Here is a 22,934-nt window from a genome sequence, read left to right as displayed (position 1 = left end):
TTAGGAACAATTTAAAATTAATTCCTAGGAGGTACTTCATGATGAAATATGGTATTGTTGCTTTTCCTTCTAAGCAATTACAAGATTTTGCGAATTCATACCGAAAAAGATATGATACTCATTACGCTAAAATTACACCGCATATTACATTAAAAGGCGTAACAGAAGTAGAGGATTCACAAATTGAAAGTGTTTCAAACGCGGTTAGAGAGATTTGTAATCATTTCGCTCCTATCTCAATCCATTTGTCAAAAGTAAGTTCTTTTGCTCCTGTGAACAATGCAATCTATTTAAAGGTTGATCCAACAGAACAGCTTTTAGATTTACATCAAGCATTACATTCTGAGACCTTTGGTGGAGAGGCAATATACAAATTTGTTCCACATATTACCATTGCACAGGACATGAATTCAGGAGAACATGACGATATTTACGGGCAACTTCGTATGACGAAAGTTGATTTTAGCGAAACAATCAATCGTATCCATTTACTATATCAGCTTGAAGATGGCTCTTGGACTGTTTATGAAACATACCGCTTGACGGACGAGGCGTAACTATTGGTTTTTTCTAAGATTGTTGAAACTGAAAAAGAATTAAAAGATGCCTACTTTGTTAGAGAAGAAGTTTTCGTAAAAGAGCAAGGAATTCCTCTGCCACTAGAAAAAGATGATTATGATGAAATTGCTACACACTTTGTAGCTTACTCTGACCATAAACCAATTGCAGCTGGCCGAGTTAGATTTATTGAAAATTTAACCGCTACTGTTGACCGTGTTTGTGTATTGCCTCCTTTCCGTAGGAAACAAATTGGGATATTAATGATGAAAAGTCTAGAACAATTCATTCAAGGTTCCAACATTAAAAAGGTTAAACTAAATGCACAAACACATGCTATTCCATTTTATGAAAAACAGAACTATTACATCACTTCTCCTGAATTTTTAGATTCAGGTATTCCTTACCGAGCAATGGAAAAAGTATTTTAAATAATTAAAGTTAAAAAAAGCTACGATGTACTATGAAAAAAAATCATAACACATCGTAGCTTTTTATATGGAAGTATGTTTTTTACACTAGTTTGTAAATTATCATAATGATTGTGTTAATATCAAAAGCAAAAGCTTACAACTATTGTAGACTATACATAAAAATCACAGAACAATCCTTTACCTGTAACATTTTCACTATTTTTTTCATATGAAGATGTATGAAGGGATTTCATTACCGAATAAGAAAATTGAGAGTTTTGCTGCCAATATTTTAAATCAGAGCGTTTAATTCTCCGTTCAAGTCCTCTGCTAAAACAAGACTCCTTTTTAGTATTTTGAACACTATGAATATACGAATAGTGGTCTTTGTTTTGCAGAGAACGTTTTATATATTGAGCTGCTTGGAAATCATTTATTGGTAATATATAACCCATAAAAACCCTCCCCTGTAATATACTTTTATTTATGCAAGAAGAGCAATCGATATTACAGGGAAATGGCTTCATACTACATCATATTTTGAATTTTACTTAAATCTAAGGATTTTCCATTTTTAAGAATAGTCGCTACAATTTGTTCCTCTAACTCTTTCGTAACTGGTTTATTTGCAAGTTTTGCAACCTTACGAACAATTTTCCGAACTTGTCGCTCATCTTGAAAATCTGCATTTTGTATAGCATTAGCTAGCGCAAAGACTTCTTCCATTGGAACTCCTGTTTTCTCTTCGATTTTCCGAAAGAAATATGGATTCATCTAAACGCCCCCTTAATACATCATGCTAGTGCCTACAATAATTAACAAAATGAATAAAACAACGATTAAAATGAATGTTGAACCACCGCCGTAGCCACCGCCGTAGCCACCACCGTAGCCACCACAACCGTAACCTCCATATCCTGACATTGCAATCCCTCCTCTCTTTTCTCCCATATGTTATGCAGGATTAAAAAGAAGACTCGGGCATTTGACTAAGGTTGCTGACCTTTTGAACGAAATATTATAGCACCAATCATTCCAAATAAAATTGCGGCACTTATACCGGAACTTGTTACTTCGAACATACCCGTTAAAACACCGATCCAGCCATGCTTTTCAGCCTCAGCAAGTGCTCCATGTGTTAAAGAGTTACCAAAAGAAGTAATTGGAATGGTTGCACCCGCTCCTGCAAAATCAATTAATGGCTCATAAAGATTAAAACCATCTAGGACTGCACCTGCTACAACTAATATGCTTAATGTATGTGCAGGAGTTAATTTTCCAACATCCATTAATAGTTGTCCAATTACGCAAATCAAACCACCTACGATAAATGCCATACATAGTGATACAAACATTAATATTCCTCATTTCATCGAAATTTCAATCGCATGAGCCGTACATGGAATCGTTTCATTTTGTTGAACTGTTAACGGCGAAAGTAAAGCACCTGTAGCAACAGCAAGTACTCGCTCAATTTTTTTATCATTTAATTGTTTCAAAATATAACTAAAAAAAACAGATGCTGAGCAACCAGCACCACTTGCCCCCGCTAAAAACCCATCGTCATCACCATAATATTCTGCTCCTCCATCCCTAATTTTCATTACATCTTGCTTGGACATACCTTCTTTAATTAACATCTCTTTTAATATAGAAAGTCCTACTTTTCCAAGATCTCCAGTCATGACCAAATCATAGTCTTTTAATTTTTGTCCTCGACCTTTTAAATGGCGTGTAATGGTGTCACATGCAGCAGGAGCCATCGCTGCTCCCATATGGAATGGATCCGTTTGTTGTAAATCAATTACTTTACCTACAGTAGCTGCTTCAATAGCAGGGGTATTCACCTGTCCTTTTGCTATTAAGACATATCCTGCAGCTGTTACAGTCCATTGTGCAGTACCAGGTTTTTGCCCTCCATATTCAACTGGATAACGGAATTGACGTTCAATTGAGTTATGTTGACTTGCCGCTCCAGCTAGAGCATACCTACTACCACCTAATTCCGTTAATAATGATGCAATTATGACACCTGAGACTGCAGTTGCACATGCTGAAAATAGGCCAATATATGGTACTCCTAAAGTTGCTGCTACAAAATTTGATGGCGTCATCTGATTTACTAAATCACCGCTCATCAGAAAATCCACATCCTGCTTTTTTACGTTAGCCTTCTGTAAGGCAATTTGACATGCTTGTTCAGCCATAGTTTGATGGCCTTTTTCATTGGTATCTTCATCTGCTCTCTCACTGTCATAAAGCTTGTCAAAATCTGTTGCAAAAACACTTTGTTTTTCCACTGGTCCAGCAACAACGCCTGAAGAAATGATTGCTGGCTTTGATGGAAAATATAATACACCTTGATCCATTACCAACTCGTCACCCCCATTGTTACTAAAATAAGCTTCACAAGAGCTACTACAAAAGCTGATACAACACCAAAAACAATGACGGATCCAGCAAGTTTGAAGATATTCCCACCAACACCTAAGACAAAGCCTTCTGTCTTATGTTCAATTGCTGAAGAGATAACAGCATTACCAAAACCAGTAACAGGTACAGCAGATCCTGCTCCAGCAAATTGACCAATTTTTTTATAAAGTCCGAAACCAGTTAGAAGCATTGATAGGAAAATCATTGTCGCAACAGTCGGATTTCCAGCCGTCTTTTCCGTAAAGTCAAAATTAGCAATATAAAAGAAGGTAATAAGCTGACCAATTGTGCAAATAATACCACCAACAAGGAATGCCTTTAGACAATTTTTTAATATAGATGGTTTCGGAGATAATGATTGTTGTAACTCTTCATATTGCTTTGCTTCCATTATGTTTCCTCCTTAGACAGATCTTTTAACTTAGTAATTTCCTTTTTAAGTTTTTCATCATCCAACTTTTTCTTGGCTAACTTTTCGGCTTCCCAAATAATTTTCAAATCTGTACTTACTAAAACTGTTTGTTCTGGCAAGGCTTTTTCCATCTTTTTCTGCCATTCTTTTTCGTATTTCTTTTTTTTCCATTTAGAAAGCGGCTTTACTTCTATACCAATAAGAGCAGCATCTTTCGTAAAAAGTGCAGTAACTTTTTTAATATGTGGATCATTCTTTATAATTTGTTCTAAATCTTGTCGCTGTGTCTTATACATGTCATCATCATTTGTTGTAAAATAAGCAGTTTTCCCATTATTACAACCTACTAACAATAAGGCCAGGAGCAACAGAAGTCCCTTTTTCATACTACTCACCCTTTTTGATTTAGTATGATGCTTTTTAAATAAAAATATTCAGGTATTGTGACAACAGCCCGAGTCTACGATTGAAAAACTCATATGGTATAGATAGTTGGAAACGGAGGTGAAAACAAGATGGGGTGTGGAAGAGAAAGTTCTAACGTAAGAGAAAGTTCAAGTCATAATCATCATAAAAATAGAAATTGCGTTTGTGATGTAGTTCGTGCGATTCTTGATATTCAAAATCAAGGTGTAAATAACGAATGCGAATGCCCAACAAACTGCTTTTTAGAACCGCTTGGAGGTTTAGTTAGTCCAACAAGAAATCATAATGCTGATACCCGAGTATTCATGCTACTTACTGAAGACGGAACACCATTCAAAGCTTTCTTCAGAGAAAATGGAACTGCTGATTGCACATGCTTCTCAGTATTTTTCCGAGTAGAAGATGTATTTGATGGTTGCTGCGCAACTTTACGCGTATTAGAACCACTAACAAGTGATAATCATGATGTACAGCTTATTGCTGACCATGGTCAAGATTTAGACTTAAGAAACGTTTGTAAAGTAAGAAAATTTGCAGCTACTAATAGTTGTATCACAGTTGATTTAAATTGCTTCTGTGGAGTTCAATGTGTTCAAGATGTTTTCTTAGGGGTTTGCACAGAATAATTGTTAGGTGAAGCAGCGTCGGAAAAAGGGAGCGAAGGTTTGATATTATATCAAGCCTTCGCTTCTATTTATTTGGGATAGATCATCTACAGGATCATTACTCAAAACTGAAGGTTCTAGGTTAAATGTTGGGGTAAGACTTTGAAAGTTCTAACATACCGTATCCGGTTACTGCCCCTTTACTTTTCGCCGTTCTCCAGCATCGCTTGGCTAGCTTCGTCGTAGTATAAAACTTTCACTGAGAGGCTCGTCTGTACGAATCGGCAGGAGCGTCGAGGCAGTCACCTCCACTTCTTTGTTACTACAAGCTAATTTGTGTAAGCACCTTAACAAATAGTATGGAAACAAAAATAAAAACGAGATCAGAAAAATTCTGATACTCGTTTTTAATTCTATCTTCCGAAAATCGGCAAAGCGAGGCTAAAATCTCTATGATAAAAATGATCTTCCACGCCACAGTAAATCATCCAAATTAGAAATAGAGATTGGATAAACAACATCATTATTGGTTCTGATTATAACCTCATCTGTTTCCATATTAACATTTTGTACTTCTCCAGCAATTTCCCGCCCATCATTAACGACGAACACAAGTGGTTGGTAGGCTTTCTGTTGAAACGGATTTGATAAAAATAGAAGTCTTTCTTTTCTTTTAAGCAAGTTGCCATTTTCAATCACAGGCTGAGTTTCTTGTAATTCAAGTGTTTCCTCATTGTTTTCTCCCATATTAGCTAAATTTAATTCCTCAATTTCTTCAATAAAGGTCAATTTAGGTTCTTCTATTTTCTTAAAAAAAGCTGGTGGTGTTTTGATAAAAAGGAGTGGGCCATTTCCCACATCAACACATCCTTTTTTTATCTTATACTATGCCCAAAAGTTAAAATTGGTTCACATTAGATGATTAATAAATGCTGTTGCTATGCCAAGATAGATTAATATACTTGTAATATCGTTTAAGGTTGTGATAAATGGACCTGATGCTACTGCTGGGTCAATATTCAAACGATACATTAATAGTGGAATAAATGCACCTGCTAAAGTAGCTACTACGATCGAGCAACAAATTGCTACACCTACTAGTAGGCCAAGTAAGAGGGTATGCTGCCAAAAGTAAACTATTCCTAATGCAATGGCACCGCAAACAAGCCCCATAATGAGCCCGGTAATTACTTCTCTAAACATTAGCTTCAACTTATTTGTACTTTCAACATCCCCAGTAGCGATTCCTCGAACTGCTACGGCTAATGCTTGTGTCCCACTATTCCCAGATGTACCACCTATTAATGGAATAAATGCAGCAAGTAATGTAACTTTTTCAAGTGTTCCTGTAAATAAATCTACTAAATTAGCTGTTATCATTCCCAAAAATAATAATACGACTAGCCAAGGCAATCTTTTTTTAGCTGCTGCAAATGGGCTAGTATCAAACGTATCCATATCAGAGACACCGGCTAACTTAGAGTAATCCTCTGATGCTTCTTCATCGATTACATCAATAATATCGTCTACTGTAATAATCCCAAGCATTTCATTTTTTGAATTAATGACTGGTACTGCCAAGAAATTATAATCTTTCATAATTTGAGCGACATCTTCTTGGTCATCTGTCACATTTACGCTGACAACACGTTCATTCATAATATCGTGAATTAGTATATCTTCTTCAGCAATTATAAGATCACGTAATGATATAACTCCTGTTAAGTGATTTGTTTCATCTACAACGAAAAGATAATAGATTGTTTCAGCATCTGGCGCAGCATTTCGCAAAATAGTCATAGCAGAACGTACTGTAGAATTTTCTGGAATAGCGACATATTCAGTAGTCATAATTGAACCAGCTGTATATTCTTCATAATTCAAAAGATCTCGAATTTCCTGTGCTGATTCGTTATCCATTATTCTAAGAAAATGACTAATTTGATCTTTATCTAGTTCATTTAAGACATCGACTGCATCATCTGTATACATTTCAGCTATCATTTGTGCAGCATAAGCTGGTGACATTTCCCCAAGGAAACTTTTATATTCATTATCGTCAAGTTCGAGTGATTCGAAAATCTCCGCCATCTCTTCCGGGGACAAATACTGATAAATGACCTGTCGTATGTCAGGCTCCACCTTCTCATAAAACTGTGCCTGATCATATGGATGAAGTGTCAAATATTCATCTCTGAAATCATTCATGTCATCATTTTGCAATAACTTTCGTAAATGTTCCTCATCAAATTGCACTTCATCTTTTTCATTTCTTTCGTCTATCATGCATGTCCCCTCCTCTCGACTGCTATACTTTAAATAACACTTTACTATAATAGTTCGAAGAATAAATAACGGTCAATTATTTTTTTAAATATTTTTGGAACAAATTCAATAGTCCCACTTGAACTAATGACGCTCAAATCTACCTTTCTTTATTTCCAAGGAAATATTTCCTTTTTAAATAAACAAAGTTAGCAATGACATGCTATCCTATGGTTTATTAATTATTTGTGTCCATACTAAAACTGCTACTGTCCCTACACATATAAAAACTGCATATATAATACCGCTAATTTCGCCTAAAAATTCCAGTCCAAAAGGTAATATAATAGTAGTAATACCTACTATGTAAGAGAAAATACCGAATAGTTTAGCTAGTTTATCTTTATCACCGATAAAGCTATCTTCTTGATAACCTGCAATGAGCCACAGTTTCTTTTTTATATGGATTTGATAACCTATAATAATGATAATTAAAGCAACAACAATACAAGTAATAAATCCAGCAATCACCTTATCCGCCTCCTTTTATAACAAATTTTACCACGTTAAAGTTGTCCTATATATGCTTAGCTTATAAAATCTAAGTTTTGATAGCACTGCCACATTGACATCGACTTAAGAAATTGATAAAGGGAAAATTTTTGTTATAGGGATTTCTCAAAATCTTAGGTTGAATAACAATCGGCTTTCCCAAAAGTGAATGAATAATTCCCTTTTGAACAACCTTCTTACTTTAATTGAAAAAAATTCTACTATTTTTTAATACCCTCTTGCTAAGTACGAAAACGAACCGGTGTGCCAACTACGTTGACTTACACGGTTCGTTTTCGCGCTTTATGGAACTCGGGTGCTAACTTAATTTCTTTTACTATTTAAAGGACTTATTCAACCGACCTAGATTTCGGAATTTTTCCGAATTAATCGCTGAAAATAGAAGAGATTGATTAATCCAAACGAATATTACACTACAATAACTTTTTGCATATCTTCAGGCAGCTCACTATGCCATTCCATTTTTTCATGAGTTAATGGATGTTGAAGAACTAGTGAAACACAGTGTAAGGCCTGTCTATCAATGAGTTCTTTTGTGCCACCATATAAATCATCCCCTAGTAAAGGATGACCAATTGACGACATATGCACTCGAATTTGATGCGTACGTCCAGTATGCAAAGTTAATCTTACATGACTCACTTTCTCACCTTGAACAATAAAACGTTTGATGACTTGTACATCTGTATGTGCAAATTGACCATCTTGCCGTACTTCTCTTTCAATAATGCTCCCATCCTTACGACCTATGGGTGAGATGATTTGTTGAAAGTCATCGAATACGTGTCCATGAACGAATGCTTCATAGGTTCTGCTAATGCTATGTTTCTTTTGTGCTTCACTCATAAGATGGTGAATATGCCGATGCTTCGCAATGCATATTAATCCTGAAGTATTACGATCTAGTCGTGTCACCACATGAACGGTAGAGAAAATTTGTTGTGCTTGTAAATGCGCTGCTACGACATTCGCAACACTGCCAGTGGGATGGTCATGTGAAGGGATTGTACTTTGATACGGTGGTTTTTCTACAATAAGCAATGCATCATCTTCATATTGCACGGCTAATTCTCCTTTTTCGGGAAGTAGCCCCTCGCTTATTTCTTCAATAGGAAAAATAACTGTAATCTCGTCCCCAATTACAAGTGGATGCCTTACATTTCGTTCTATTCCATTTACTAGTAAAGCTCCACCTTGAAATTTAATCGCTGTTAATGCACGTTTTGATATACCATACTCCATTAATGCTTCTCTTAGTAATTGGCTATCATTTTGTGAGATAAAGGTTATGCGATATCGAAAGTCTTTAATCATTCTTGTAAATCACTATCAATAAACGAATCATGTACACGTTGCCAGAATGGAAAAGCTTTAAAACGAGCAAAACGGACTTTTTCATTTGCAACACGATATTGAATCGATTTTACATTTTTATGCAATAGTTGAACATGGTCAACTGTAACCATAAAATCTTCTGCCTTTACTGGTTTTAAGATGCACTTATGATGTGCTGGCAACACAAGAGAGGAGCCAACTGTACGGAAAACACGATTATTAATAGATGCCATTTCTGTTAGTTGTAACGCTTGCAAGGATGGATGTAAAATAGCTCCCCCAAGCGCTTTATTGTAGGCTGTACTTCCAGAAGGTGTAGAGATACACAAACCATCACCACGAAAACGTTCAAACGGACGACCATTTAGTTCTACATCCATTACAAGTGTAACTTCAGGAGATTTCACCGTAGATTCATTTAATGCTAAATACGTATAGCAATCATCACTCGTTTGATAATTAATCGTTACTTCTAAAAGAGGATACTCAATTACTTTAAATTCACCTTTTGCAATAGATATAACTAGTTTTTCAATTTCGCTTGGTTTCCAGTCTGCATAGAAGCCAAGATGCCCCGTATGAATGCCTACAAACGAAACCTCAGACAGCATATGTGTATAACGATGGAAAGCATGTAGAAGCGTTCCATCACCCCCAATGGATAATACAATTTCAGGTTTTTCTTCATCTACAACAAGACCAAAATCAGTTAAATAGTTAATCGCACGCTCCATTAGTTCGTTTGACTGTGGATCGTTACGTGATTGGACGGCAAATCTCATAGGTGATCTTGGGCTCCTTTCGGTTGATTTTGACGTACTTTAGGTTTAGAAGCTTCCTTATATTCTGTAAAATAGGCTTGCGCTTCTCGAATTTCCTCACGAATTTCAGACATTTCTTCATCAAGCTTAAAAGCTGCTTCTGCCGCACTTTGAAGACGATTTTTAATTTCTTCAGGGAAAAGCCCTTTATATTTATAGTTTAAGGAATGTTCGATTGAAGCCCAGAAGTTCATCGCAAGTGTTCGAATTTGAATTTCTGCTAATATCTTTTTTTCACCCATAATGGTACCGACAGGATATTCAATAATCATATGATAGGAACGATATCCACTTTTCTTTACATTGGTGATATAATCTTTTTCCTCAATGATATGTAAATCATTCCGTTGTCGTAATAATTCAATAACTGTAGGAATGTCATCTACAAACTGACACATAATACGAACACCAGCTATATCCTCTAGTTCATGTGCAAGTGTATCTGATGGTTCAAAGACTAGTCCCTTTTCTAATGTCTTATCATAAATACTCGCAAGTGGTTTTACACGTCCAGTGACAAATTCGATAGGTGATGTCGTATTGGATTTTTCAAATTGTGTACGAATCCCTTTTAATTTTATTTTTAATTCGTCTACTGCTTGCTTATAGGGCTGTAAAAAGCGATCCCATTGTCCCATGATAAGTCCCCCTAACAAATTTAGGTATTACTCAAGTAATTGTGCAAAAGTTTCTTCAACCGCAGTTGTAAAACCTTCACCATAATTATAGTTACCTTCAATATTATATATTAATGATTGTAATTCATCTTGAAAGTTGACCAATTCAATCTGCTCAGTATTCCATTTTAACATAGGATTTGCTTTCGATTGTAACGTTTCCACTAATAGTGGCCAAATAGTTTGTGGGAATTTCACATAACTATATCCATCTGCTTCTTCCATTAAGTATATAAAAGCCATGTCATCTGAATCTGTAATTATTTGACCTGCTGGTTGCCATTTAATTTCACCATTATTTTCTTGTAATTCAAATTGGATATGTGAATCTTGTATTGAACCTTTTTCGACTGTATAAGTTTTACGCAAAGCAATCTTCCTTTCTGTGAATCTGCAATCTATTTTATCATAGGCTCTTTCATTTCTAACCACTTTTCTGGATAATTGTCATGCTTTTTCATCTTTTATCACATTGCAAATTGTTATAAAATTCCTTTATAATTCATAAATAGAAAGGGTGTTTAAAATTGACCCAACAATTAGAAATAGAATTCAAAAATATGTTAACCAAAGAAGAATTTAATCAGTTATGTCAATCCTTCCAAGTAACAGAAAAAGATTTTCACGAGCAAACAAATCATTATTTTGACACGCCTGATTTTGCTTTAAAAAATTTAGGCTCTGGTTTACGCATTCGCGAAGTACAAAACCGCTTTGAATGCACATTAAAAGAACCTGCAAAAGGCATCGGCTTAACAGAAACAACGGACCTGCTTACAAAAGATGAAGTTCAATCTATTTTAACCGGTAGTTCTATCCTTCATGCAAATGAAGTTGAAAAGCGCCTTCAAGCACTAATGGTAGATCCAAAAGATTTGCAAATTTTAGGTACACTCTTTACAAAAAGAGCCGAAATAGAATATAAAGGCGGTCTTTTAGTATTTGATCATTCACATTATGCAGACACCAATGATTATGAATTAGAATACGAAGTAAAGGATGAAGCAACTGGTGAGGTACTCTTTAAGAAATTCCTTGCACAATACTCAATCCCTTTTAGACCAGCTGATAAAAAAATCGCTCGATTTATGAGCGCTGTCAATAAGAAACGAGGGTAATCGATGAACACACAATCATTACAACCATTAGCTCAGCTCCAAGCCTTACAAAACATGAGCTCTACTGGTACTAATGTTACGAATAGTTCAACTTCAACGTCGAACTTATTCGCTCAAATGTTGGGACAGTTGACGGCATCAACAACTAGTTCAACTAATGCTTCACAAATGCTTGGACTAACTAATTCTCTTTCAAACTCCAATAGCTCTTCTTATTTATCTCAGCTATTATCAACAGATAACCCACTTAATAACTTTATGGGAAGCAATTATACAACAGACTCTAGTCAAATGTTTGGCAGTCTCGGAAATTCAGCTACTTCAGATTATAGTCAGATTTTAAACAATCTGAATAATTTATCTAGTAATAATTCTTTATATTACAATGGAGCATCGCCTGTTTATACACCTGCGTCGGTACTGAACAATCTTAATAATGGTTTTAACCATTCATTAAGCAATTTATCAAATCCGCAATCAGGATTGACTAAAGTTTCTTCTAATAATGGCTATGATGCAATAATAAAAAAAGCTTCTCAAACTTATGGTATTCCTGAAAAAATGATTAAATCCGTTATTAAACAAGAATCTAGTTTTAACCCCAATGCGACAAGTTCTGCTGGTGCGGGTGGATTAATGCAATTAATGCCTGGCACAGCAAAATATTTAGGTGTATCCGACGTATATGATGCCGAGCAAAACATAATGGGTGGAACCAAATATTTAAAGCAACTGTATGACAAATTTGATGGAAACTACAATCTAATGTTAGCTGCTTATAATGCAGGTCCTGGTGCCGTTACAAAATATGGCGGTATTCCACCTTATAAGGAAACAACGAACTACGTCAATAATATTATGAATACATACAAAGCATAATTTGACAAAATGCCAATAATTTCGCTACTATTCATTCATCCTTATTTTTTTAATAACTATGATGAATTGCTCTGAGTAAGCGACAGTTATTGGTTTTTTTCATCACAAAATATGAAATTCGGAATAGAGAGCGAGTCATTTGTTTGAGAAATTGCAATGAGGTTGATAAAATAGAATTACAGCTAAAGCAAAGGAGAATCATCTATGACGCAAAAACCTATCATTCCTTATGAGGAAATTGGTAAAGAAAAACTTTATAAAATGATTGATATTTTCTATTCCAAAGTCGCTAATAATCCGAAGCTAAAGCCTATATTCCCTGATGATTTATCCGAGACAGCTCGTAGACAGAAACAGTTTCAGACACAATATTTAGGTGGTCCTAATATCTTTACAGAAGAGCACGGTCATCCAATGCTAAAAGCACGTCATATGCCATTTAAAATTACACCTGAACGTGCACAAGCTTGGTTAGAATGTATGTCTGAAGCAATGGATGAGGTAGGTCTCGAAGGTAAATTCCGCGATGTCTATTATCAACGTCTCGTCCTTACAGCACATCACATGATTAACGCACCGGATGATGACGAGGAGGTTTTAGAGTGAACAATATTCAGTATTTAGTCGAAAAACCTGCTGTATCACCTACAACTACCTTGAGCAAGTCAATTGAACTATATGTTTTCATGGATTTGCTTTCTCCAGGTAGCTGGGAATTACAATCACTGATTCGTCAATTACAAATAAATTATGGTCAATATTTTTCTTTGCGTATCGTACTAAGTACAGAACTTAATTCATTAAACACTGCATGTCAACGAATTAATGACTGCGAATCACACGAGGAGCTTGTCGATGTATCGCATCCTGTTCTACCTTCTATTGCCGTTAAAGCAGCAGAGCTTCAAGGGAAAAAAGCAGGTTATCGTTTTTTAATGAAATTACAGGAATACGCTTTGATTAATACAAAGAATGTCTGCCAATGCAGTACATTACAAGAAATTGCACAAGAAATCGGATTAGATGTTGAGGAATTTCAATCTGATTTTCTTTCAATGGAAGCTTCACGTGCATTCCAAAGTGATTTATGTATTACTCGCGAAATGGAAGTAGATGAAGTACCGAGTTTTGTATTCTTCAATGAAAACATAGAAGATGAGGGTTTAAAAGTTTCTGGAACCTATTCATATGAAGTCTATGAAAAGATATTAGAAGAATTACTAGATGAAAAGCTAGTTTGTCAGCAACCACCTTCAGTAGAAGATTTATTCCACCGCTATCATACATTAACAACAAAAGAAGTTGCTGCTATTTATCAAATCTCTCTGAATACAGCTGAACGTGAGCTAAAGAAAAAAATGCTCCAACAAAAACTAGATCGAATAACTTGTGATGAATTATCGCTCTGGCGTTTAAAATAAATACTAGATATTCAAAACCAATGGCAATATAGACGGTCATTGGTTTTTTTGTATGTAACATCAAATGTGAGAAGTGGAGACATCATTAAATAGAATTTGCCATTCATTATCTAACATTCCATGTAAGCTGGATTCGATATTTTTTGACAAAAAACAAAAGAAGCATCTCTACGGGAGATGCTTCTTTTCACAAAGGGGATGGGAGAAATGTTCACGTTCAAACAAAGGGGTGTATGTTTGTTTGTGATTTATTTCACATCTAAACTTTAGCATGAAAAAGCAGATATAGCAACGGTTCACGCTTATATTCACAAAGTTGTCATATAGTAAGCGTTTCCAATGTATTTGAAGTTTTTAATTGTATATTATGTAATGAATCTGCCGATGATAATAGCTTATAGGATTTATTCCTACAAATTAATTCTGGAGATATCCGGAGAATAGTATCGAAAATTGTCGATATTAATCATTCGTTGATTTATTTAAATAGAGCAAATCATACTGACATGTTCAAGCCACATCCGTGGAAAGCGACCTCAGGAATGGAATCAATCGATTCCAAACGCAAAAAAGTGCAAATTCAATGACATTGATTTGCACTTTTTTTACTTTTGGGACAGCCCATTGGAGAATATTGATTTATTCAGCTAGTAATTTTTCAAGTTCTTCTAGATTACGTTCAAATACTTTGCACGCTTCTTCAATTGGAGAAGCTGATTCCATATCAACACCAGCTGCTTTTAAAACATTAATTGGGTAATCTGAGCAGCCTGCTTTTAAGAACTTGTTGATATAACGTTCAACTGCAACATCACCCTCAGAAAGGATTTGAGAGCTTAAAGCAATAGCTGCACTCTTTCCTGTTGCATATTGATATACATAATAGTTGTAGTAGAAGTGAGGAATACGTGCCCATTCCAAACCGATTTCTTCATCAACTACCATATCTTCACCAAAGTATTGCTTATTTAGATCATAGTACACTTTAGTCATACTTTCTGCTGTTAGTGCTTCACCTTTTTGATCCATTTCATGAATGATATGTTCAAACTCAGCAAACATGGTTTGACGAATAATTGTTCCACGGAAGCCCTCTAACCAATGATTTAAAATGTAAATTCGTGTTTTTGGATCATCAATAGTTTTCAATAGATAATCATTTAATAATTCTTCGTTACAAGTTGATGCTACTTCTGCAACGAAAATCGAATAATCGCCATAGACGATTGGTTGGTTGTTGCGAGTATAATAACTATGCACACTATGTCCAAATTCATGTACAAGTGTAAATAGATTATCTAAATTATTATGCCAGTTCAACAAGATGTATGGATTTGTACCATATGAGCCTGAAGAGTAAGCACCACTACGTTTCCCTTTGCTTTCTACCACGTCTACCCAACGATCTTTTAGTGCTTTTTCAATGATGCCTACATAGTCATCACCCATTACACTTAAAGCTTTCAGCATATGACCTTTTGCTTCTTCGTATGTCATATCGATTTTAGATTCAGGTACAAGTGGTGTGTATACATCCCACATATGCAATTCATCAACGCCAAGAATTTTCTTGCGCAATGAAATATATCGATGCATTAATGGTAAGTATTTATGAATTGTGTCGATTAGTTGATTATACACTTTTTCAGGAATACTGTTAGCAGACATTGCAGCTTGACGAGCAGAATCGTATTTACGAATTCTTGCACTTACATTATGTGCTTTCACATTGCCTGATAATGTAGCAGCAAATGTATTTTTAAAGTTACCATACGAACTATACATTGCATGGAAAGCTTCTTCACGAACTGAACGATCTTTGCTTTCTAAGAAGTGTACATAGTTACCCTGTGTTAATTGGACTTGTTCACCATTTTCATCTTGAATTGTTGGGAACTCCAAATCAGCATTGTTTAACATGCTAAATGTATTAGAAGACGCACCTGTAACCTCTGACATTTGAGAAAGGATTGCTTCTTGTTCTGCTGGTAAAATATGAGGACGTTCTTTATTAATTTCTTCGATTTCTTGTTTATATAATTGAAGATCTTCGTTTTCTTTAAGGTACCCTTCAATAACTGCTTCATCTACAGATAAAATTTCAGGTGTTAAGAAAGATAGACTTGTTGAAATTTGGGCATATAATGTTTTAGCACGGCTATCCATCGCTTGATAAGTGGAATTGGTTGTATCCTGGTCATTACGCATGTGAGAATAAGCATAGAGTTTGCCTAATTTACTATACACATCATCACGGAAACGTAAAACATTTAACAATGATTCAGCTCCATCTTTAATTGTTCCTTGATAACTAGCAGCTTGTTTACTTAGGTCGCCTATTTCTTTATAAGCTTCTTCCCAAGCAGCATCTGTTGCAAAAATATCTTCCAGTTTCCAAGTTAGCTCAGTGGGTACCTCCTCTCTTGTTAGTACTTTTGATTGTTGATTCTCAGCCATGATATGACCCCCTATTTTAATTTGCTCCTAAGAAACGAAGTACTCTCACATTTTCTCAATTTTCTTAACCCTTTGCAAGAAATTGAGCGTATAAATACTGATATAGCGCTATTTCGTCAAAATCACTGTTAATCTGCCTAACCCCTAGTTTTTTTAATATTTCATTATAATTCTGCAAGGTTTCCACTGCTTTTTCATTTATAAATAATATTGGGAATCTCTTTCTAAATCCATCAATAACATCAGATGATATATGACTTAAATCAAATCCTTGTTCATACAAGAACATTAACCATAACATCTGCCACTCAGCATCAAAAACCGAAAAATTAACTTTATTCGACACAGGTATGCCGATAAATAATGGCAACTTTTCCACTTGATTGCCCATAAAATAACAGGCTCTTAAAAAGGGATCTTGCACTCCTTTTTTACTTATTAATAATCTTTTGTCGAGAAATTGTTGCCTTGCTTTCTTCCAAAGCCTCCAATAAATATTAAATTCAACTTCGGTAGGCTCTTTTACTTGTAAAAATGGAAACTGCTGATTTCCCATTGATAAATGCTGTACATGTGCTATAAAACGATAGCCCTCGATCGGCATTAAATAAGAAAAATATAAAAAAACCGCTGTGTCAGGGTCAAAAGTAATGATATGCGCATGTTTCTGAATATATGTGGTAAATTGTTGATTAAATGGGGAAAGTTTAATTTGTTGAACTCCATCTTTGTATGGATGCTTGTGTTTTGGGGTTTTTAAAATCCATATTGGAATTATATTTGCTTGTAGATAACCAATTGTACGTGTTTCCATTTGGGGAATAGAAATCGTACTACATTGAAATTCAATCGCAAATTGTTGTTGCTCTCTCTCAACTAGAATGTCCGGACGTTGGGCTAATTTCGGTAAATAAGGTTCTAATTGCACTTTAAACTGTAGCTTTTGAAACATCTCATACAATTGATGTTTGCCTAATAAATGTATTGTTGTTTCTCCTTCCGAAAAAGCTTGCTGACAGTTACTTTGTTTTTTATGTGCAAAATGTGGAATCATCACTTGTCCAATTTTCAATTGAACAGATTCCTGGCATTGGGGACAGTAAAACTGCTCATTTTTTCGTAATTCCAACAGTTGATCTCTTACATATTCTCTCTTCAATACGAATAACTGCTTATTCGCATTAAGTGCTGTTAAAATAGTATCACCTCCTAATTAAATTGTAAGAATTTTCCGTACCCATTGCAACAAAAAAGTTGTCCAAAAAATTTGGGCAACTTTTTCTGTGATGAAGCTAGTACAATAATACAGGCGTATAAATCTTCTAATTCTTCTTACTCAATTCAAAAGGGTGTCTTAAAAGTAATATTTACTAAACTTTTAAGACACCCCCTTTTTTATTGTTTTATTTATTAGGCAATGTTAATGAATATCCATTGTACCAGCACGCTAAGCACAATATTTAAACGCAATACGAGATGCGTGCTAGCACAATTAGTTTTTCTTTCAGATATCAACAAACAAACTTAACAGCGCTATTCATTAAAAAAATTTACGGACTGTTTCAAAACAATGTTCAGCCATAATAGGCTTTCCATATTCTTCTAACAAGTAGATCGTCGTATCTGCTTCTTCCGCACCTTCAGAAATAACACTCAAATAATTCTCTAATTCTTCCATTGAGCATTCTTCATCAAATTCCACATGAAGATAATATTTCCCATCCATCTCATATAAAGAATTTTCAAAATCTGCTCCCTCAGGGATTCTATAAGCTATATCGATGATGTCATCGAAATCTTTTAACTCGAACGTATAGCCATCTACGCCCTCATCTGAATCGATAAAAATTTCATCAAACTCATGTGGTTTGATATCCATACCATTAAATGCATTTTCAAAAAACTTTCTTTTCTCTTCAAGACTCGAAGGCAAATCAAGCAAACCATCTGAAGTGAATTTGGCAGAAGTAACAGTTAATTCAAGTCCAGTTTCCTTTGCAACGACTTGAATCCATAATGGTCCATCCATTTCAAAATCTATATCGTCAGTGATCTCTTCCATCATTACCCAGAAGAGTTCTTCGCCTTTATCTCGGTTATACCATATTTCGTCTTTCGTGAAACCGCGTTCTTCAATGTCAAGATAAGAAATGAAGAGTTTTAGTGTATTCTCATTAATGCGTTCCATATCCATATTACACAACTCCCTCCGGTCACTACTTCTAAAAAGATTTGTCTGCTAGCCAGATAATTGAAGGTGTACCACATAAACAGCGTCTCTTACTATTGTATGACGAGATGATGAAAAATGAAAAGGATAAATCTCGAGAAATAACAATAGTATATGAAATATAGTAGAGTCTGTTTACAAATGCAAGTTAAATTCAACAGATTATACTATATTTCTATTAATGTCGCATAAAAGTTTTTTTATATTTGATGGAGTGTTCACACAAATTTGCAAATTGAAAGGGAGGTAAATGCACCAACAAATAATAAAAAGAAAACAAAAAAGCTAAAACTCCAAATTTCTTTTATGCGGAGCTCTAGCTTAGCTTGTACATATGATCATTAACTATGCGATTAGTTCACCATTTTTTGTGCTTCTTGTAATTGATAAGCACGAACTTTACGTGGTAAGAAACGACGAATCTCATCTTCATTGTAGCCAACTTGTAAACGTTTTTCGTCTAAAATAATTGGTCGACGTAATAACCCAGGATTTTCTTGGATTAATTCATATAAACGTTGTAAAGGTAATGATTCTAAATCCACTTTTAGTTTTTGGAAAATTTTAGAACGAGTCGAGATTATTTCATCCGTTCCATCTTCAGTCATTCGTAAAATTTCTTTGATTTCACTAATGCTAAGTGGTTCAGCAAAAATATTTCTTTCTTTATATGAAATTTCATGTTCTTCTAACCATGCTTTTGCTTTTCTACATGAAGTACAACTTGGTGAAGTAAATAATGTTACCATCATATCAAACACACCCTTTCAAAATGTGAGTCAAAGTATATAAAAATTTATCTATTTTTAAATTAGAATTACTCTAATAAAGAGGTCTAACAACATTATACAACATAATTTCTCATTTGAATATACACAAAAAAGAAATAATTTCAATTGTTTTATGACTAATTATTCTATAACTTTAAGCTTTTTAGGTTATTCGTATAGAGCAATTCTCACTTACAATTTTAATATTGCCAAAATTTATAGCTTTTAAACAACAAAAGATAATAAAAATTTTCTCATTTAGCAACCTGACATTGAAAATATTTTGTGTTCTACTATATCTACGAACTAGATTTCAAAAGGTTTCATTTTTTGTATTCTTTCTTAATTTTTTAGGTGTCTTTTTTATGAACAAATACTAAAAATTTATCGATATCAATTTTATTTCATTTAATGTAATTCATTTTGTATACCGTTACAAACGGAGGCTGGCTTCAATCGCTCTTCACTACGTTGAGGATACTGAAAAAGTGTTTAAATACAAATATTAATAATATTAATCTGTTTTCTGCATGATGTGGAATTAGCTTCGCTTTCCGCGGGGCTTTCAACTCAAGTTTTCTTCTAAATTACATCGCACGAAGGAAATGAGAATGCATTTTCGAGGACTCGCCGTCGAAAGCGTTGCAATTAATTCATTAAATGTTCGTATATTTTATATGAATTTTGCTGTATAAAATTGATACGATTAAGTTTCAATAAAACATTCCAGTATATAAAAAAATTTAAGTTTAGCACATTGCTTTAATTTGCATCGTCATGTTTTGTTTTAAAACACTAAACACTTTATGTATCAAGTAAGATCAAATTGCATATTCTATTTAACATAGTAAAAGCTTGTAATTTATTTGGGGCTATATTATAATTTTCAGCATAAATAATTAAAACGAAGACGAAGAATAGTACTTGTAGTAAGTATGTGTAGAGAGTCTGTGTAAGGTGGGAACAGATCATACACTATGAGGAATGGACTTCTGAGTTAGCTTTATGAACCATCATGTAGTAGTGAAGCTCGGGCATCTCACGTTATGAGATTGAGTGGTCGATTTTTCGACAAGCTTGGGTGGTACCGCGGATACAAAACATCATTCGTCCCTATTTGGGATGCATGATGTTTTTTTATATTCTAAGGAGGAATCATTACATGAAAAGAATTTTCTCAGGTGTTCAACCAACAGGCGTTATTACATTAGGCAACTATATCGGTGCTTTCCGTCAATTTGTCACAATGCAAGATAACTATGATTGTATCTTCAGCATTGTAGACCAACATGCAATTACTGTACAACAAGATAGTGATGAACTAAGCAAAAGCATTCGTACCCTAGCCGCAACTTATCTTGCAGCTGGTATTGATCCTAATAAGTCAACATTATTTATCCAATCTGAAGTTCCTGCTCATGCACAAGCTGGATGGATGCTAACTTGTACATCTTACATTGGTGAACTAGAACGTATGACACAATTCAAAGATAAAGCTCATGGAAAAGATGCTGTATCAGCTGGGTTATTAACTTATCCACCTTTAATGGCAGGCGATATTTTACTTTATAACACAGATATTGTTCCAGTTGGCGAAGACCAAAAACAACATCTTGAAATTACACGTGATTTAGCAGAACGCTTCAACAAACGTTATGGAAAAACATTTAAAATTCCAGAAATTCAATTACCTAAAAACGGTGCTCGTATTAAATCATTACAGGACCCATTGAAAAAAATGAGTAAATCGGATGATAACAAAAAAGCAACGATTCGCGTTTTAGACTCTGCCAAAGATATTGAGAAAAAAGTGAAATCTGCCGTTACAGATTCTGAAGGTATTGTAAAATTCGATGTTGAAAACAAACCGGGTGTCTCTAACCTTTTAATAATTGAATCTTCTTTAACTGATGTTTCAATTGATGACTTAGTTGCAAAATATGAGGGTTTAGGTTATGGAGCATTTAAAGCTGGTGTTGCTGAAAGCATCATCAACCATTTAACACCAATTCAAGAAAGATACGAAGAATTAATCAATTCATCTGAACTAGATCACATTCTCGATATTGGTGCAGAAAAAGCAAATGCTATTGCTAGCGAAACAATTACTAAGATGGAGACTGCGATGGGCTTGGGAAGAAGACGACGATAAGCATACCTATACATGAACCAACAAAAATCTTAAAATCAGCGGTCTTTAAGATAAATGTAAATACGGACGTCCACGTATATCCTAATGCGTGATAGTTTAGGTATAAAATCATATGAGTGGTAGTTAAAACAATTAAGCCATAACATATTAGAAAAATTAATATTCTCATAAGCATGAATCCTTTTCTATTTTTTACATTCTATGAGCAAAAGCCTTTCTCTATTCTCGAGAAAGGCTTTTTAGTAGATAGCTGCTAATGAATCATTTGTATTTTTATAGTTCTATGTAGTCACAGATAATAACATTTCTTTGATTTCTTGATATTTCTAAATTATTCAAAACTTTCACCTATTACACTTTTGACTTTAACAGTGAGTAAACATTGGTATCATAAGAAATACCATCTTGGTACATATAGTTTCTCAAAACACCTTCTTTTTCAAATCCAAGCTTTTTTAATAATTCATTAGACGGTGTATTTTCAATAAAAACAACTGCTCCAATACGTGTTAAATCAAGTTCATTAAAACCATAGGATATAACTTTTGAGACAGCTTCGGTTGCGTATCCTTTACCCCAATAATCTGGATGAAGTTCATAACCTATCTCAGCCCTTTTATGCTTAGGAGACCAAACATTAAATCCAATTGTTCCGATAATGCCCCCTTTTTCTTTTAATTCAATCCCCCATCTAATCCCTCTTTTTTCTTTATAGTTTCTTGCGAAAAAGTCAACAAACTGTTCTGCTTGTTCTATACTCGTTAAAGTATCTTGACCATAATAACGCGTTACATCGTTATTAGAAAAACAATTAAAAATACCTTGAGCATCCTCATATACAATTTCTCTTAATCTAAGCCTTTTCGTTTCTAGTGATGGAAACATACTCCCACTCCCTTTTTTATATTTACAATACTATTTGAATCAATTTACAAATCTATTTTCGGTTTTTAAACTCGAACATTTAAACATAAACTTTTCACTTTTAGATTTGGATATTCCGCTACAGACAGGCGCTTTCCGCGGGCAAGCATCAAGCCTCCTCCTCACTTCGTTCGTGCGGGGTCTTGATTCGCTTGATCTTCCCGCAGGAGTCCCCTGTCTTTCGCTCAATTGGGAATTATTCATTAGTATATGGCATCTTCCTTGGAAATCTAAATGAATCAATCTCGTAAATCTATTTTCGGTTATTTCCATATTCAGATTTAGATGTTCCGCTACAGACTTGGCTTCAATTTCCTCGTTGAAGTATGCCACGCTTCCTAGCTTCGACCTAGTAACACTACATTGAATGCACTGAAAAAGTAAAAAACATTAAAATTAATAATGAAAATCTTGTATAGCTATCTTTGTTGATGTGGAATTAGCGAAGACTCCTGCGGGAAAGCG

At 34.6% G+C, this 22,934-nt stretch carries 27 protein-coding genes and 1 other annotated feature; of the genes, 8 read left to right on the top strand and 19 right to left on the bottom strand.

Annotated features, from left to right (window positions below):
• Positions 1-41 precede the first annotated feature (41 nt).
• Both ABE048_RS11150 and ABE048_RS11145 read left to right on the top strand, forming a co-directional pair.
• Positions 42-557 carry a YjcG family protein gene (locus ABE048_RS11150; RefSeq protein ID WP_430311368.1) on the top strand — a complete coding sequence of 172 codons (516 nt, stop codon included), beginning with the start codon at positions 42-44 and terminating at the stop codon, positions 555-557.
• A 3-nt stretch (positions 558-560) separates the two neighbouring features.
• Positions 561-989 carry a GNAT family N-acetyltransferase gene (locus ABE048_RS11145; RefSeq protein WP_430311349.1) on the top strand — a complete coding sequence of 143 codons (429 nt, stop codon included), beginning with the start codon at positions 561-563 and terminating at the stop codon, positions 987-989.
• A 152-nt stretch (positions 990-1,141) separates the two neighbouring features.
• Here ABE048_RS11145 and ABE048_RS11140 read toward each other — a convergent pair whose 3' ends face one another.
• The 7 genes from ABE048_RS11140 to ABE048_RS11110 all read right to left on the bottom strand — a co-directional run bounded on the left by ABE048_RS11140 (position 1,142) and on the right by ABE048_RS11110 (position 4,202).
• A complete protein-coding gene (locus ABE048_RS11140) occupies positions 1,142-1,426 on the bottom strand; it encodes a hypothetical protein (RefSeq protein WP_430311348.1) in 285 nt (94 codons plus the stop codon).
• Positions 1,427-1,499: 73 nt separating this feature from the next.
• On the bottom strand, positions 1,500-1,745 hold the full coding sequence (locus tag ABE048_RS11135; protein ID WP_430311347.1) for a stage VI sporulation protein F: 246 nt from the start codon (positions 1,743-1,745) through the stop codon (positions 1,500-1,502).
• A 12-nt stretch (positions 1,746-1,757) separates the two neighbouring features.
• A complete protein-coding gene (locus ABE048_RS11130) occupies positions 1,758-1,922 on the bottom strand; it encodes a YjcZ family sporulation protein (RefSeq protein WP_430311346.1) in 165 nt (54 codons plus the stop codon).
• 38 nt (positions 1,923-1,960) lie between these two features.
• Positions 1,961-2,326, bottom strand: a complete 366-nt coding sequence (gene spoVAE, locus ABE048_RS11125; protein ID WP_430311345.1) for a stage V sporulation protein AE — start codon at positions 2,324-2,326, stop codon at positions 1,961-1,963.
• A 9-nt stretch (positions 2,327-2,335) separates the two neighbouring features.
• Complete coding sequence (locus ABE048_RS11120) at positions 2,336-3,340, bottom strand: stage V sporulation protein AD (RefSeq protein ID WP_430311367.1); 1,005 nt, start codon at positions 3,338-3,340, stop codon at positions 2,336-2,338.
• Positions 3,340-3,795, bottom strand: coding sequence for a stage V sporulation protein AC (gene spoVAC / locus ABE048_RS11115; RefSeq protein WP_430311344.1), 456 nt, complete (start codon positions 3,793-3,795; stop codon positions 3,340-3,342). The genes ABE048_RS11120 and spoVAC overlap by 1 nt, the downstream gene beginning before the upstream one ends.
• Entirely contained in the window at positions 3,795-4,202 is a 408-nt protein-coding gene (locus ABE048_RS11110; RefSeq protein WP_430311343.1) for a hypothetical protein, read from the bottom strand. The genes spoVAC and ABE048_RS11110 overlap by 1 nt, the downstream gene beginning before the upstream one ends.
• A gap of 129 nt (positions 4,203-4,331) precedes the next feature.
• On the opposite strand from ABE048_RS11110, the gene ABE048_RS11105 reads away from it, so the two are divergent.
• Complete coding sequence (locus tag ABE048_RS11105) at positions 4,332-4,868, top strand: CotY/CotZ family spore coat protein (protein WP_430311342.1); 537 nt, start codon at positions 4,332-4,334, stop codon at positions 4,866-4,868.
• Positions 4,869-5,297: 429 nt separating this feature from the next.
• Here the strand turns inward: ABE048_RS11105 and ABE048_RS11100 are convergent, their stop codons facing one another.
• The 7 genes from ABE048_RS11100 to ABE048_RS11070 all read right to left on the bottom strand — a co-directional run bounded on the left by ABE048_RS11100 (position 5,298) and on the right by ABE048_RS11070 (position 10,887).
• Positions 5,298-5,705 carry a hypothetical protein gene (locus tag ABE048_RS11100; RefSeq protein ID WP_430311341.1) on the bottom strand — a complete coding sequence of 136 codons (408 nt, stop codon included), beginning with the start codon at positions 5,703-5,705 and terminating at the stop codon, positions 5,298-5,300.
• A gap of 51 nt (positions 5,706-5,756) precedes the next feature.
• On the bottom strand, positions 5,757-7,133 hold the full coding sequence (mgtE, locus tag ABE048_RS11095) for a magnesium transporter (protein ID WP_430311340.1): 1,377 nt from the start codon (positions 7,131-7,133) through the stop codon (positions 5,757-5,759).
• 207 nt (positions 7,134-7,340) lie between these two features.
• Positions 7,341-7,640, bottom strand: a complete 300-nt coding sequence (locus ABE048_RS11090) for a DUF3784 domain-containing protein (protein ID WP_430311366.1) — start codon at positions 7,638-7,640, stop codon at positions 7,341-7,343.
• Positions 7,641-8,093: 453 nt separating this feature from the next.
• On the bottom strand, positions 8,094-8,999 hold the full coding sequence (locus tag ABE048_RS11085) for an RluA family pseudouridine synthase (RefSeq protein ID WP_430311339.1): 906 nt from the start codon (positions 8,997-8,999) through the stop codon (positions 8,094-8,096).
• Positions 8,996-9,802, bottom strand: a complete 807-nt coding sequence (locus tag ABE048_RS11080) for an NAD kinase (protein WP_430311338.1) — start codon at positions 9,800-9,802, stop codon at positions 8,996-8,998. Before ABE048_RS11080 ends, ABE048_RS11085 begins: the two co-directional genes overlap by 4 nt.
• Entirely contained in the window at positions 9,799-10,479 is a 681-nt protein-coding gene (locus ABE048_RS11075; RefSeq protein WP_430311337.1) for a GTP pyrophosphokinase, read from the bottom strand. The genes ABE048_RS11080 and ABE048_RS11075 overlap by 4 nt, the downstream gene beginning before the upstream one ends.
• 27 nt (positions 10,480-10,506) lie before the next feature.
• Positions 10,507-10,887 (bottom strand): hypothetical protein, encoded by a 381-nt coding sequence (locus ABE048_RS11070; protein WP_430311336.1) that lies wholly within the window; start codon positions 10,885-10,887, stop codon positions 10,507-10,509.
• A 158-nt stretch (positions 10,888-11,045) separates the two neighbouring features.
• Between ABE048_RS11070 and ABE048_RS11065 the strand changes: the two genes are divergently transcribed.
• The 4 genes from ABE048_RS11065 to ABE048_RS11050 all read left to right on the top strand — a co-directional run bounded on the left by ABE048_RS11065 (position 11,046) and on the right by ABE048_RS11050 (position 13,936).
• Positions 11,046-11,636, top strand: a complete 591-nt coding sequence (locus ABE048_RS11065; protein WP_430311335.1) for a CYTH domain-containing protein — start codon at positions 11,046-11,048, stop codon at positions 11,634-11,636.
• A gap of 3 nt (positions 11,637-11,639) precedes the next feature.
• Entirely contained in the window at positions 11,640-12,515 is an 876-nt protein-coding gene (locus ABE048_RS11060; RefSeq protein ID WP_430311334.1) for a lytic transglycosylase domain-containing protein, read from the top strand.
• A gap of 204 nt (positions 12,516-12,719) precedes the next feature.
• Positions 12,720-13,121, top strand: a complete 402-nt coding sequence (locus tag ABE048_RS11055; protein WP_430311333.1) for a globin — start codon at positions 12,720-12,722, stop codon at positions 13,119-13,121.
• On the top strand, positions 13,118-13,936 hold the full coding sequence (locus ABE048_RS11050) for a DsbA family protein (protein ID WP_430311332.1): 819 nt from the start codon (positions 13,118-13,120) through the stop codon (positions 13,934-13,936). Before ABE048_RS11055 ends, ABE048_RS11050 begins: the two co-directional genes overlap by 4 nt.
• A gap of 639 nt (positions 13,937-14,575) precedes the next feature.
• On the opposite strand, the gene pepF is transcribed toward ABE048_RS11050, so the two are convergent.
• The 4 genes from pepF to spxA form a co-directional block, all read right to left on the bottom strand.
• A complete protein-coding gene (gene pepF / locus ABE048_RS11045) occupies positions 14,576-16,393 on the bottom strand; it encodes an oligoendopeptidase F (RefSeq protein ID WP_430311331.1) in 1,818 nt (605 codons plus the stop codon).
• Positions 16,394-16,457: 64 nt separating this feature from the next.
• Complete coding sequence (locus tag ABE048_RS11040) at positions 16,458-17,591, bottom strand: competence protein CoiA (protein ID WP_430311365.1); 1,134 nt, start codon at positions 17,589-17,591, stop codon at positions 16,458-16,460.
• Between the two features lie 342 nt (positions 17,592-17,933).
• Positions 17,934-18,587: an adaptor protein MecA gene (mecA, locus tag ABE048_RS11035; protein ID WP_430311330.1), complete on the bottom strand. Its 654-nt coding sequence runs from the start codon at positions 18,585-18,587 to the stop codon at positions 17,934-17,936.
• Between the two features lie 389 nt (positions 18,588-18,976).
• Complete coding sequence (gene spxA / locus ABE048_RS11030) at positions 18,977-19,372, bottom strand: transcriptional regulator SpxA (protein WP_430311364.1); 396 nt, start codon at positions 19,370-19,372, stop codon at positions 18,977-18,979.
• 919 nt (positions 19,373-20,291) lie between these two features.
• Positions 20,292-20,511, top strand: a binding site (T-box leader).
• A 44-nt stretch (positions 20,512-20,555) separates the two neighbouring features.
• Here spxA and trpS point away from each other — a divergent pair.
• Complete coding sequence (trpS, locus tag ABE048_RS11025) at positions 20,556-21,545, top strand: tryptophan--tRNA ligase (RefSeq protein ID WP_430311329.1); 990 nt, start codon at positions 20,556-20,558, stop codon at positions 21,543-21,545.
• Positions 21,546-21,896: 351 nt separating this feature from the next.
• Here trpS and ABE048_RS11020 read toward each other — a convergent pair whose 3' ends face one another.
• Entirely contained in the window at positions 21,897-22,430 is a 534-nt protein-coding gene (locus tag ABE048_RS11020) for a GNAT family N-acetyltransferase (RefSeq protein ID WP_430311328.1), read from the bottom strand.
• Positions 22,431-22,934: the final 504 nt, after the last annotated feature.

This window comes from Rummeliibacillus pycnus (genome assembly GCF_050459865.1).
GTDB lineage: Bacteria > Bacillota > Bacilli > Bacillales_A > Planococcaceae > Rummeliibacillus > Rummeliibacillus pycnus_B.
The sequence above is the reverse complement of the archived record's forward strand: the minus strand, read 5'-3'. Positions and strand labels throughout refer to the sequence as shown.

What these genes read in the sequence shown, in the direction of transcription:
- ABE048_RS11150 (WP_430311368.1), top strand. Translation starts at nt 42, where the DNA reads ATGAAATATGGTATTGTTGCTTTTCCTTCTAAGCAATTACAAGATTTT.
- ABE048_RS11140 (WP_430311348.1), bottom strand. Translation starts at nt 1,426, where the DNA reads ATGGGTTATATATTACCAATAAATGATTTCCAAGCAGCTCAATATATA.
- ABE048_RS11135 (WP_430311347.1), bottom strand. Translation starts at nt 1,745, where the DNA reads ATGAATCCATATTTCTTTCGGAAAATCGAAGAGAAAACAGGAGTTCCA.
- ABE048_RS11130 (WP_430311346.1), bottom strand. Translation starts at nt 1,922, where the DNA reads ATGGGAGAAAAGAGAGGAGGGATTGCAATGTCAGGATATGGAGGTTAC.
- spoVAE (WP_430311345.1), bottom strand. Translation starts at nt 2,326, where the DNA reads ATGTTTGTATCACTATGTATGGCATTTATCGTAGGTGGTTTGATTTGC.
- ABE048_RS11120 (WP_430311367.1), bottom strand. Translation starts at nt 3,340, where the DNA reads ATGGATCAAGGTGTATTATATTTTCCATCAAAGCCAGCAATCATTTCT.
- spoVAC (WP_430311344.1), bottom strand. Translation starts at nt 3,795, where the DNA reads ATGGAAGCAAAGCAATATGAAGAGTTACAACAATCATTATCTCCGAAA.
- ABE048_RS11110 (WP_430311343.1), bottom strand. Translation starts at nt 4,202, where the DNA reads ATGAAAAAGGGACTTCTGTTGCTCCTGGCCTTATTGTTAGTAGGTTGT.
- ABE048_RS11105 (WP_430311342.1), top strand. Translation starts at nt 4,332, where the DNA reads ATGGGGTGTGGAAGAGAAAGTTCTAACGTAAGAGAAAGTTCAAGTCAT.
- mgtE (WP_430311340.1), bottom strand. Translation starts at nt 7,133, where the DNA reads ATGATAGACGAAAGAAATGAAAAAGATGAAGTGCAATTTGATGAGGAA.
- ABE048_RS11085 (WP_430311339.1), bottom strand. Translation starts at nt 8,999, where the DNA reads ATGATTAAAGACTTTCGATATCGCATAACCTTTATCTCACAAAATGAT.
- ABE048_RS11080 (WP_430311338.1), bottom strand. Translation starts at nt 9,802, where the DNA reads ATGAGATTTGCCGTCCAATCACGTAACGATCCACAGTCAAACGAACTA.
- ABE048_RS11075 (WP_430311337.1), bottom strand. Translation starts at nt 10,479, where the DNA reads ATGGGACAATGGGATCGCTTTTTACAGCCCTATAAGCAAGCAGTAGAC.
- ABE048_RS11060 (WP_430311334.1), top strand. Translation starts at nt 11,640, where the DNA reads ATGAACACACAATCATTACAACCATTAGCTCAGCTCCAAGCCTTACAA.
- ABE048_RS11055 (WP_430311333.1), top strand. Translation starts at nt 12,720, where the DNA reads ATGACGCAAAAACCTATCATTCCTTATGAGGAAATTGGTAAAGAAAAA.
- pepF (WP_430311331.1), bottom strand. Translation starts at nt 16,393, where the DNA reads ATGGCTGAGAATCAACAATCAAAAGTACTAACAAGAGAGGAGGTACCC.
- mecA (WP_430311330.1), bottom strand. Translation starts at nt 18,587, where the DNA reads ATGGATATGGAACGCATTAATGAGAATACACTAAAACTCTTCATTTCT.
- spxA (WP_430311364.1), bottom strand. Translation starts at nt 19,372, where the DNA reads ATGGTAACATTATTTACTTCACCAAGTTGTACTTCATGTAGAAAAGCA.
- trpS (WP_430311329.1), top strand. Translation starts at nt 20,556, where the DNA reads ATGAAAAGAATTTTCTCAGGTGTTCAACCAACAGGCGTTATTACATTA.
- ABE048_RS11020 (WP_430311328.1), bottom strand. Translation starts at nt 22,430, where the DNA reads ATGTTTCCATCACTAGAAACGAAAAGGCTTAGATTAAGAGAAATTGTA.